The organism is Salinivibrio siamensis, assembly GCF_001996005.1.
Taxonomy (GTDB): domain Bacteria; phylum Pseudomonadota; class Gammaproteobacteria; order Enterobacterales; family Vibrionaceae; genus Salinivibrio; species Salinivibrio siamensis.
In genome coordinates this window covers 1-10735 of the sequence record NZ_MUFB01000046.1, presented here as the reverse complement: position 1 = coordinate 10735, position 10735 = coordinate 1, and the positions used below count along the sequence as shown (strand labels likewise).

11 protein-coding genes are annotated in these 10735 nt (G+C 49.3%); 6 read left to right on the top strand and 5 right to left on the bottom strand.

Annotated elements, in window-relative coordinates:
• Nucleotides 1–387: 387 nt before the first annotated feature.
• The gene (gene gmhB, locus BZG73_RS15615) at nt 388–942 is read right to left on the bottom strand and encodes a D-glycero-beta-D-manno-heptose 1,7-bisphosphate 7-phosphatase (RefSeq protein ID WP_077668788.1); all 555 of its coding nucleotides are present in this window, start codon (nt 940–942) and stop codon (nt 388–390) included.
• A gap of 121 nt (nt 943–1063) precedes the next feature.
• Between gmhB and tsaA the strand changes: the two genes are divergently transcribed.
• Together tsaA and BZG73_RS15605 are read left to right on the top strand one after the other, a co-directional pair.
• Nucleotides 1064–1789 carry a tRNA (N6-threonylcarbamoyladenosine(37)-N6)-methyltransferase TrmO gene (tsaA, locus tag BZG73_RS15610; protein ID WP_077668787.1) on the top strand — a complete coding sequence of 242 codons (726 nt, stop codon included), beginning with the start codon at nt 1064–1066 and terminating at the stop codon, nt 1787–1789.
• Nucleotides 1790–1833: 44 nt separating this feature from the next.
• The gene (locus tag BZG73_RS15605; RefSeq protein WP_077668786.1) at nt 1834–3549 is read left to right on the top strand and encodes a proline--tRNA ligase; all 1716 of its coding nucleotides are present in this window, start codon (nt 1834–1836) and stop codon (nt 3547–3549) included.
• Between the two features lie 51 nt (nt 3550–3600).
• Here BZG73_RS15605 and BZG73_RS15600 read toward each other — a convergent pair whose 3' ends face one another.
• A complete protein-coding gene (locus BZG73_RS15600; RefSeq protein WP_046074197.1) occupies nt 3601–4221 on the bottom strand; it encodes a superoxide dismutase in 621 nt (206 codons plus the stop codon).
• A 165-nt stretch (nt 4222–4386) separates the two neighbouring features.
• On the opposite strand from BZG73_RS15600, the gene BZG73_RS15595 reads away from it, so the two are divergent.
• The 4 genes from BZG73_RS15595 (at nt 4387) to BZG73_RS15580 (ending at nt 6948) form a co-directional block, all read left to right on the top strand.
• Nucleotides 4387–5517, top strand: a complete 1131-nt coding sequence (locus BZG73_RS15595; protein ID WP_077668785.1) for a patatin-like phospholipase family protein — start codon at nt 4387–4389, stop codon at nt 5515–5517.
• A 120-nt stretch (nt 5518–5637) separates the two neighbouring features.
• Entirely contained in the window at nt 5638–6492 is an 855-nt protein-coding gene (locus BZG73_RS15590; RefSeq protein WP_077578858.1) for a GGDEF domain-containing protein, read from the top strand.
• A 62-nt stretch (nt 6493–6554) separates the two neighbouring features.
• A complete protein-coding gene (locus tag BZG73_RS15585) occupies nt 6555–6758 on the top strand; it encodes a YaeP family protein (protein WP_046074194.1) in 204 nt (67 codons plus the stop codon).
• A 1-nt stretch (nt 6759) separates the two neighbouring features.
• A complete protein-coding gene (locus BZG73_RS15580) occupies nt 6760–6948 on the top strand; it encodes a DUF4250 domain-containing protein (RefSeq protein WP_046074193.1) in 189 nt (62 codons plus the stop codon).
• 69 nt (nt 6949–7017) lie between these two features.
• Here the strand turns inward: BZG73_RS15580 and BZG73_RS15575 are convergent, their stop codons facing one another.
• The 3 genes from BZG73_RS15575 to accA all read right to left on the bottom strand — a co-directional run.
• Nucleotides 7018–8367 (bottom strand): sodium-dependent transporter, encoded by a 1350-nt coding sequence (locus BZG73_RS15575; RefSeq protein ID WP_046074192.1) that lies wholly within the window; start codon nt 8365–8367, stop codon nt 7018–7020.
• A 194-nt stretch (nt 8368–8561) separates the two neighbouring features.
• The gene (tilS, locus tag BZG73_RS15570; RefSeq protein ID WP_101494526.1) at nt 8562–9872 is read right to left on the bottom strand and encodes a tRNA lysidine(34) synthetase TilS; all 1311 of its coding nucleotides are present in this window, start codon (nt 9870–9872) and stop codon (nt 8562–8564) included.
• Between the two features lie 95 nt (nt 9873–9967).
• Nucleotides 9968–10735: acetyl-CoA carboxylase carboxyl transferase subunit alpha (gene accA / locus BZG73_RS15565; RefSeq protein WP_101494525.1), on the bottom strand; the 768-nt coding region annotated here is incomplete at its 5' end.

Genomic DNA, 10735 nt, shown 5'->3' with positions numbered 1-10735 from the left:
GGAAAGACAAACGGCTCGATAAATACTGTTTTGTTCGTCTCTTACGAGACAAACGAATTGACTGTGCCGAACAACTGTAAAAGTTGTCGTTTGGTCACTCAGTTCATCGAATAAATCTTTTTGTCTATTCTCAACGAGTGCCCACACAGATTGCATAGGTCAAATTGTTAAAGAGCGCCGCTCAATCTTGAGCGGGAGTGGCATTTTACGCCACCTCGGCAATGAGTCAAGCGTTTTGTTTTGCTTGTTTGTTTTGCCGTTGTTAGCGCGGTTTGCCGTGCCAACGAGAAGCGAATTATAGAGGGTAGATTTTTGGATGCAAGCGTTTTTGTTCAAAAAAATCTAACCGAGCAAATAATCGCCAACTCACTCTATAAAGACAGCTTTTTAGCGGCGAGAGAGTAACGTGGGTATATCCGCGATCGAATTAACCACCTCAGTGGCTAATGCGACGCCCTGCTCGGTGATAGGTTTACCAGAGCGAACAAGAAAACGCGTAGTAATGCCCGCAGCCTCTGCCGCTATCATGTCATCCGCTTTATCTCCCACCATGACAGAGTGGACGAGGTCGATATTGAGCTCTTTCGCTGCATCTAGAAGCATTCCAGGCTTAGGCTTGCGACACTCACACTCGATGCGGTATTCCCCGCTTCCTTCGCTGGGATGATGGGGGCAGTAGTATATCCCATCAAAATCGACACCTTTGTCAGCAAAGTTCCAGTCCATCCATTCAGTCAATTGCAAAAAATCTTGCTCAGTGTAGTAACCTCTCGCGATACCGGCTTGGTTGGTCACGAGGACGAGTAAATAGCCTCTTTCTTTCAGCGCCCTACATGCGTCGAACACGCCCTCAATATATTCAAAGCTATCGATACTAGACACATAACCGTGATCGACATTAACAACACCATCACGATCGATAAAAACGGCTGGAAGACTCACGCGTTGTTCCCCTCGGTAAATAATGTTGGGATTATGTCACGCCCAAGACTGACTTGCATCCATACTCCCCTCTTCTATCACATGCTAAAGTATACCCACTTTGTTTTCGGTTTATTTGGTTATGTGTTCCCAGTTTTCTATCACGCCGATTGGCACACTTCATTCTCCTTTTAAAGAGAAATTTGCGGTACCTCGTCAACCTGGGTTAGCGCCTAACGCACTCGCTTATCTTTACTTGCAGGGGGATGCCAATCAGATCGACGCCGTGCGAGGCATTGAACAATACTCCCACCTTTGGTTACTTTTTCTTTTTGATCAGAACCTAGATAGGGGATGGCGCCCTACCGTCCGTCCACCTCGACTGGGGGGGAATGAGAGAATGGGTGTGTTTGCTAGCCGAGCTACATTTCGTCCTAATGGCATTGGTATGTCAGCCGTAGAGCTGGTTGATGTCACTCAAGATAGCGGGCAAGTCATCTTGGTATTACGAGGGTGTGATCTTGTTGACCAAACTCCAATTGTCGATATTAAGCCATATATTCCTTACTCTGACAGTATTGCCGACGCCCAAGGCGGATTTGCTCAAACCAAACCTACTCCGCTCGATGTTCATTTCTCTGACCGCGCCTTATTGGCATTATCTCCATATCCTCAGCAAGCATACTATCAAAGCGTGATTGCTGAAGTCTTAGCGCAAGATCCACGCCCGGCTTACAGAAAAGGTCAACCGGATAATCGCCGCTATGCGGTTCACCTGTTCGACTTTAACGTCACGTTTTACGTTCAAAGCGAGCAAATCGAAGTGGCTTCCATAGAAGCTTTTGTCGAAACTCCCCCACGCTGTTAATATGCTTGGACTTATTGATCGCCAATATCAACGGATAACTTTACATGCGTACCAGTCAATATCTGCTTTCTACTTTGAAAGAAACCCCTAGCGACGCAGAAATTGTCAGCCATCAGCTGATGCTGCGCGCGGGTATGATTCGAAAACTCGCTTCAGGCCTTTATACTTGGCTCCCCACAGGTGTTCGCGTCCTTCAACATGTTGAGCGTATTGTCCGCGAAGAGATGAACCGTGCCGGTGCCGTCGAAACCATGATGCCTGTCGTGCAACCAGCAGATTTATGGCAAGAAACGGGACGTTGGGAAAAATTTGGCCCTGAGTTACTGCGTATCGCTGACCGCCATCAACGCGATTTTGTCTTGGGTCCTACGCATGAAGAAGTGATTACGCACTTGGCGCGTAACGAAATTAATTCTTACAAGCAACTGCCGCTCAACCTGTATCAAATCCAAACCAAATTCCGTGACGAAGTACGCCCACGTTTTGGCGTCATGCGCTCTCGCGAATTTACCATGAAGGATGCCTACAGTTTCGATATTGATAAAGCAGGCATGGAGCAGAGCTACGAAAAGATGCGTGCCGCTTACTGCGCCATCTTTGACCGTATGGGATTAGACTATCGCGCGGTGCTGGCTGATACCGGCGCAATTGGTGGTTCCGCCTCACACGAGTTCCATGTTTTGGCAGACAGTGGTGAAGACCTGATTGCTTTCTCGACTGAGTCTGAATACGCAGCGAATCTCGAAAAAGCTGAAGCGCTCGCGCCCAAAGATCAGGCTGATGCGCCAACCCAAGCGATGGAATTGGTCGATACGCCAAATGCAAAAACCATCGCTGAACTGGTTGAGCAGTTTGATCTTCCCATTGAAAAAACGGTGAAGACGCTTTTCGTCAAAGCGTCTGAACAGGTCGAGTCTGATCTTATCGCGCTAATCATCCGTGGTGATCATGAACTCAACGAAGTGAAAGCAGAAAACCTACCAGAGGTTGCCGCCCCGCTGACTTTCGCCACCGAAGAAGAGATACGTGCACTTGTCGGTGCCGGTCCTGGCTCTTTGGGCCCGGTAAACCTACCCGCACCTTTCATCGTTGATCGCAGTGTTGCAGTGATGAGTGACTTTGGTGCCGGTGCAAATACCGACGACAAACACTACTTCGGAATAAATTGGGAACGCGATGTACAGCTGGGTCAAGTCGCCGACCTGCGCAATGTCATTGAAGGCGATCCTAGCCCTTGTGGTAACGGCACATTGATGTTTAAGCGTGGCATCGAAGTGGGCCATATCTTCCAGCTGGGCAATAATTACTCACAAAAGATGAATGCAGGCGTGCTAGGCCAAGATGGTAAGAACGCCTTGTTAGAAATGGGCTGTTACGGTATTGGTATTACGCGTGTTGTGGCTGCAGCCATTGAGCAAAACCATGACCAAAACGGAATTATATGGCCTGACGCTATCGCGCCTTTCAAGGTGGCCATTGTCCCCATGAACATGCACAAATCTGAACGTGTGCGTGAAGCGGCTGAAAAGCTATACGCCGATCTCTCAGCGGCAGGTATCGATGTACTCTTTGACGACCGTAAAGAGCGTCCAGGTGTAATGTTCTCTGATATTGAGCTTGTCGGCGTGCCTCACACTATCGTCATTGGTGAGCGTAGTATGGATAACGGCGTGTTCGAGTATAAGCATCGTCGAGACGGCGAGAAAGTGCCTTTCTCCATTGACGATGCACTGACGTTTATTCAGTCAAAGCTTGACTAAATAGCGCCAAAAGCAAGCATGTCATGCCCCGCTCTGCGGGGCATTTTTGTATCAGCTCATCGTCTCGCGTGCTTTTTGGTATGCCTTTTCAGCAAAGTCCCAATTGACCACTTGCCACCAAGCATTGACATAATCTGGGCGCTTATTCTGATAACTAAGATAATAAGCATGCTCCCACACATCGCAACCTAGCAGAGGCACCCCTTTCACCTCAGCAACATCCATCAATGGATTGTCTTGATTAGGTGTCGATGTAATCGCAAGCTGTCCATCTTCTTTCACTACCAGCCACGCAAAGCCTGAACCAAACTGACCAATGGCCGCCTGACTAAAGGCCTCTTTAAACGCATCAAGTGAGCCGTACGTCGCTACAATGGCATCGTAGAGCGGCCCTTCTGGTGCCCCCTTAGGGTTAGGTGTCATTGATTGCCAGTACACCAAATGATTGTAATAACCACCGCCATTATTACGGATGGCAGCAGGCAGCGTTGAAATCTCAGCAAACAAAGCCTCAAGCGATTCACCATTACGCGCCGTCTCTTCGATCGCCGCAACAAATTTATCGTAATAGGTTTTGTGGTGACGCTGATGATGAATGCGCATCGTCGCCTCATCAATGTGGGGCGCTAGCGCATCGTAGGCATAAGGAAGATCCGGAAAAGGATAAGTCATAGTGTCACTCCATTGATGATTAAGACACCACCAGCCTAGATCGAATTGATAACAATTTTCAACCTCATTATCATTAATGATATTTAGGGTCTGTGATATACCGCCGCGCGTGAGATAAAAGAGCATCTATAATCAAACTGTTAGCGCGGTAATAATGGTAGCCCTATGTCAAAAAACAAACCTAAAATTGCCTTGGTACTCACCGGCGGCGGCGCACGAGCGGCTTATCAAGTGGGTGTCTTATCGGCCATCGCTCACTGGTATCCGCGTGTGCACACGAGTCCATTTACCATTTATTGCGGCACATCCGCCGGTGCTATCAACGCGGTATCTTTGGCAAGCTATGCGTCATGTTTTCGACTAGGCGTCAAAAAATTGTCTTGGCTATGGCATCGGTTGAACACCTCTCGGGTGCTCGCCAGTCAGCCCAGTGCACTTATCGGCCATCTTTTGTCGCAAACCGGGCAACGCTTTCAATCTCACTACCAGCCCACTCAGCCTTTCGGGTTGCTCAATAACCGGCCATTAAGAGAGTTACTGAATCAAACGATCAGCTTTAACAAGCTTAACTATCAATTACTGGCTGGGCATTTGAATGGCTTGTCTGTCACGGCCTCAAACTACCAAACGGGGCAATCGGTGAGCTTCTTTCAAGGCGCATCACATATCAAACCATGGGAAAGAGCCCGTGCAGTGGGAAAACGAAGTCAAATTTCCRCCGAACACTTACTGGCCTCTTCTGCCATTCCTTTCATTTTTCCCGCCTCCAGGATTGGTCACGAATTTTATGGTGATGGCGCCATTCACCAAATTTCCCCGTTGCGTCCCGCTGTCAAAATGGACGCGGAGCGGATTTTAATTCTGGATCTGACCACAGGGATACGGCGGCCTGAACAAATTAAACACACCGCGCCAGGTTTAGCGATGCTCGGCGGTCATTTAATGAATGCGATCTTTGCCGATACGCTCTCGGCAGACTTAGAGCATTTACAACGGCTTAATCATGTTGCCAGCGCTTTATCTCCCGACCAAAAAGAGCGTCTAGGGCTGCGCCACATTGATGTTCTCCACCTTCGGCCTTCAGAGCCATTTGAACCCATGGCGAACCGCTACTACAGCCATATGCCACTCGCATTGCGCAGCTTGCTTAAACTTTTGGGGATTAATGCCAGTCAAGATGCCACCTTTGCCAGTTATCTATTATTTGAGCCGGCATACCTTCGCCAGTTGATTGACATTGGTTACCGTGATGCACACAATCATCAGTCTGAGATCCTTTCTTTATTGACAGATTAGTTACTTTAAAACAGTATCCTCACTCGCATCCGCCCATCGCCATTCGCAAAAATATATAGACTGGCACGATACCTGCTTCATAGATTGAAACCGACGTTGTTACTAAGTAGTTGATCACGCATGAATGCCTCGCACATCAAACAATATACAAACTCTGATCGCGCCCCGCGGATTGTCCCGCTCGGTGCCGATCAACGTTTGTTGTTGTTACAAAAGCTGCAAGGCCACCTTGATATCAAAGTGTTGTTTGAAGTGTATGCGCGTGAACTAGAAAAGCAGATCGATATTGGGCGAATTATTTGGGAGCATGATGATATCTCCAACATCATTCGTCGTGGCGCACAACACACATTTCGTCAGACGTTTTCCATCAAGTTCAATAAGCAGCCATTGGGTGTGTTGCAATACTCTACCCCTTACAAGCTCGACCCAGATGAAATCAGCTTGCTCCATACCTATCACAAGCTGCTCGCCGGCCCGCTGAATAATGCCGTTGAATATACGCGAGTGAAAAACATGGCATTGCTCGATGGCCTCACTGGCCTACATAACCGCACCAGCTTTGAACAAGACCTTCAGCATGCCGTCGCAGTCTGTGAACGGGAAAATATTGGTCTGGTCATGGTGATGTTCGATATGGACAACTTCAAACAAGTTAATGATACCTATGGCCACTTGGATGGTGATAAGGTACTACGCCGTTTTTCATTGCTGGTCAAAGAGGCTGTGCGTGGCAGCGATCGTTGTTATCGACTCGGTGGCGATGAGTTTGCCGTTATCTTGCAACCTGCCAGTAAGAGCTCAGTGAAACACGTGACCTCACGAGTGAAGAGCTTAGTTAGCCAAGATCATTTGTTATCAAGTCACCAGATCAGCGCGTCAGTGGGTTTCTCTGTCTATCGACAAGGTGATAATAACTTGTCGCTCTATGAGCGCGCCGACCAAAGTATGTACCGGCAAAAACGCGCACGTTAGCGCTTTCCTCTCCCCAACGAGATTGGGTATAGTGATCCTCATCATTACTTGAGGAGAACACCATGAAAATAGCAGACTGCTGTGACTTAATTCGCCAACGCTATGCAGAAATTGGCAGTGGCGAACAAGGCTATATACCGGCGGCGATCCATTGCGCATTAAAAGCCCTCAACGATATTGCACAAGACACTGAGATCCAGCAAGCGCGTCGAGAGCAAGCCGCATTTGCCGCAGCCAACTTGTTGATCAGCGATCACGAGGACTAAGATGGATTTAAACAATTACGCCACCATGGACCCTGTCATGCTGATGAGCATCGTCAATATGAAGCTACGTGACGAGTTTGACAGCTTAGAGGATCTGGTTCGTTATTATGATATCGACAAAGCCGTGTTGTGCACGCGGCTCGAAGAAGCAGGCTTTACGTATATCGAAGACGCCAACCAATTTCGCTAAGCCCATACCTACGGAAAAAGCGGACACATGGTCCGCTTTTTGTCTGCGTTGACTTTCCCAGTACGCTTGTTAACCCAACGAAACCCAAAGGACGGTTGCCACTAAGACAGGACAAACGAACTTGACGTAGACAGGCCATACTTTCCAAAACATCCCCTGCTCAATATCCTCGTATCCTTCACGCAAGGCTGACAGTTTGCGGTCACGCGACCAAATCCACCCACCAAACAAGCAAAATAGCAAGGCAGCAAAAGGCTGGAAGTACTGTGTTGCCACTTTCGCTACAAGTCCAAATAAAGTGCCAAAATGAAACACGATAACGGCACTGAATGCAGCAATCAGTCCACCCAGTACCCAACTGGTGATTTTACGGCTTGAGCCTAACCGTTCACTGGCGAGCGCGACCGGGCACTCGAGCATCGAGATAGAAGAAGTCAGCGCCGCAATGGTCATCAACAAGAAAAAGACCAAAGAGACATAAGGCCCTGCAGCGCCCAAGCTTTCAAACAACAAAGGTAACACGGTAAATACCAGTGTATCGGCACTCAGCAAGCTGCCATCTTGAGCATAGATTTCGACGCCCTGATTCATCGCCACGAACATCGCGGGCAGAACCACTAGACCGGCAATGACTGCCACCGCGGTATCTACCAGCGTGACACTCAATGCCATCTTAGGCAGGTTTTCTTTCTGACTCAGGTAAGAGCCGTAGATCAGCATCGAACATCCACCAATGGTCAACGAGAAGAAGCCTTGCCCCATCGCTGCCAAGAGCAGATCTCTGTCCATGATCTTGGAGAAGTCAGGAATAAGGTAGTGCTTTAAACCCTCTGTCGCCCCAGGTAACGTCATGATGTAGAGGAACATCGCGGCAAACAGCACGAATAACGCTGGCATCAAACGGGTTGACCAACGCTCAATACCTTGTTTCACACCTGCTTGCACAATAAAGATAGTCAACACATAAAAGAGGATGGCGCCAAACAAGTTACGTGAAGCCGAGAAGCCTTTTAACCATGCTGCCACGTCGGTAAAGTGCAAGATCTCTGCAACCGCCGCGAGGAGGAATGACACTAACCAGCCTCCAACAATGCTATAGAACGCTAGCACCATACAAGGAACGGCCAGTCCTACTAAACCCACACCGCTTCCCAAGCGCTTCATCAAAGGATTATCACTCAGTGCACGCATGCTATCCAGTGGATTCGCACGCCCATGACGGCCAATCGCCATTTCCACCACCAGCATGGGAAATGCAACCAGCAAAATCATCAACAAGTAGACGAGTAAAAAGGCGCCTCCGCCATTACTGGCCGCTTGAGTGGGAAATCCCCAAATATTACCCAGTCCAACTGCAGCACCTGCTGCAGCAAGAACAAAGCCAATCCTAGTACCGAATAATTCGCGACTTGATGCCATTACTGCTTACCTTATGTATCATTAGACTAGTACATTAAGTAATTCGTCACGATTAAGCAAGACAAGATAGCCTAACTGCTCAATTAATCATCACCAGTTCAGTGTTCTGATCTCATCCAGCTCGCCCGACGTTTGCTCTGGCACCTTGTGAGCGAGCGAAATTAAGTGAGCAAATCGCGCAGGTGACAAGGAGACTAAGACTCATGCTGCCAAACAAGCCGCCATTGTTTACCGCTCGCGGTCTGGCTAACATACCTATCGGCAATGGCCACCACTGTCTCGCCATCGCAAATAATCGGTTGGCGTCGGCGCAACCAGCTGGGGATCCCCGCTTCTTGGTAAAGTTTTTTCAGCTTTCGACGCCCTTGTCGGCCAGCAGGATGAATCGATAAGCCACGAGGGTTAAAGTGTACATGCAGTGCCCGCGACGCGAGATCTCCCAGCGCGAGTCCTTTCGCTGTCGACGAATAAGGCAGTAAGTATAAGGTACCCAGTCCATCTGGCAGCGCTAACGGCGATTCTGACGTCAATGTGCCCTGCCATTGAGATAAATCTGCATAAGGCATCACGATATAAAGCTGTTGCTGGAAGCGGCGAATGCTCACCGTCCCCACGCTCAAGCTTGGGTTGGCATCCGGTTTAGCGTTGATGACATCTGAGAGCAATGCCTGTAACTGTGCTTGCGTTAAGGTAATACTGTGACGCTTTAGCCAATGGCGCAGCATGGCCTGCGTGAGTGCTAAATCGTCTTGTGGTAATGCGGTAATAGGCAGGCTACCTGCTTCTGTCTCCGCCTGTGTCACCATAGGCTCAATCAAACGTGCCAATAACGAAGCTTGTTCGGCACACAGAAGTTGGGTCCGTTGTACCGCTTTACGAAACCCTGGCCAGCGCGTATCCGCTTGCGGTAACCAGTGCTGACGCAAAAAATTGCGATCAAATCGCGTGTCTTGGTTGCTCGGATCGTCTACCCAATCGAGTTGATGTTGGCGCGCATACGCCTCGAGGCTCGCCCGTGATTGCGTCAAAAAAGGACGCACCAGATAGCCTTGCCCCAAAGCTCGCACCGCTGGCATTCCTGCTAATCCTTCCAAACCACTGCCGCGTTTTAGCGCGAGGAAAAAGGTTTCAACCTGATCATCGCTATGCTGAGCGGTTAACACCAGTCCATTGGGCTCAAGCAGGTGCGCGATGGCCTGATACCTTGCTTGTCTTGCCGCATGTTCCACACTGAGCGACGTATCCAATCTTACCCTTTCCACGCAACAGCGAAATCCGGTGTTGTCCGCCCACATTTGGCACTGTTCCGCCCATCTATCTGCGTCGGGATGCAAACCGTGATGAACATGAACCACAAGGTAATCATGTTGGGGGTGCTGGTCGCGATACTGCGTCAATAATTCAAGTAACACGCGAGAGTCTAACCCGCCACTGAGCGCCAGCACCACCTGTCGCGGTGCCGATGTCAGCGGGGCTAATGTGTCACTCAGTTGATGGTAAAGCATAGCCATTCATCATTGATATAATGTGTCATTGTTACTGCCCTTTACGTAAAAGAAAAGGGCCCGCAGGCCCTTTATCGCAGTTCATTCCATCACGATTAGCAGTAACCGTAATTGAGCAAGCGCTGATAGCGGCGATCCCGCAAGCTTTCGGTATCAAGACTGTCTAAATCGCTTAGCTGGGTAAGCAGCGTTTGCTTAATGCTCTCAGCCATCGCGTTAATGTCGCGGTGTGCGCCCCCCAGTGGCTCAGTGATCACACTGTCAATCAAGCCAAGCTCTTTGAGGCGTGGGGCGGTTATCCCCATCGCATCAGCCGCTTGCGGCGCTTTTGCAGCATCACGCCACAAAATAGATGCACAACCCTCGGGGGAGATCACCGAGTAGGTGGAGTACTGCAGCATATTGACATAGTCACCCACGCCAATCGCCAACGCGCCACCTGAACCACCTTCACCGACCACATTACAAATTACCGGCACGGTTAGGCCCGCCATTTCTTTGAGGTTACGTGCAATCGCCTCTGATTGGCCTCGCTCCTCGGCACCGACACCTGGGTAAGCGCCTGCGGTATCGATAAAGGTAATCACCGGCATATTAAAACGCTCGGCCATTTTCATCAGACGCAGCGCTTTTCGATAGCCCTCAGGCTTGGGCATACCAAAGTTACGCTTAACCTTTTCATTGGTGTCTCGTCCTTTTTGATGACCAATCACCATCACTGGACGCCCTTCTAATCGCGCCATTCCTCCCACCAATGCTTTATCGTCAGCATAGGCGCGGTCGCCAGCCAATTCATCAAATTCATGGAAAATGCGATCCAGATAGTCGTAGGTATAAGGACGATAGTCGTAGGTATAAGGACG

What these genes read in the sequence shown, in the direction of transcription:
- BZG73_RS15575 (WP_046074192.1), bottom strand. Translation starts at nt 8,367, where the DNA reads ATGGCATCAAGTCGCGAATTATTCGGTACTAGGATTGGCTTTGTTCTT.
- tsaA (WP_077668787.1), top strand. Translation starts at nt 1,064, where the DNA reads ATGTGTTCCCAGTTTTCTATCACGCCGATTGGCACACTTCATTCTCCT.
- tilS (WP_101494526.1), bottom strand. Translation starts at nt 9,872, where the DNA reads ATGCTTTACCATCAACTGAGTGACACATTAGCCCCGCTGACATCGGCA.
- BZG73_RS15580 (WP_046074193.1), top strand. Translation starts at nt 6,760, where the DNA reads ATGGATTTAAACAATTACGCCACCATGGACCCTGTCATGCTGATGAGC.
- BZG73_RS15600 (WP_046074197.1), bottom strand. Translation starts at nt 4,221, where the DNA reads ATGACTTATCCTTTTCCGGATCTTCCTTATGCCTACGATGCGCTAGCG.
- BZG73_RS15590 (WP_077578858.1), top strand. Translation starts at nt 5,638, where the DNA reads ATGAATGCCTCGCACATCAAACAATATACAAACTCTGATCGCGCCCCG.
- BZG73_RS15585 (WP_046074194.1), top strand. Translation starts at nt 6,555, where the DNA reads ATGAAAATAGCAGACTGCTGTGACTTAATTCGCCAACGCTATGCAGAA.
- BZG73_RS15605 (WP_077668786.1), top strand. Translation starts at nt 1,834, where the DNA reads ATGCGTACCAGTCAATATCTGCTTTCTACTTTGAAAGAAACCCCTAGC.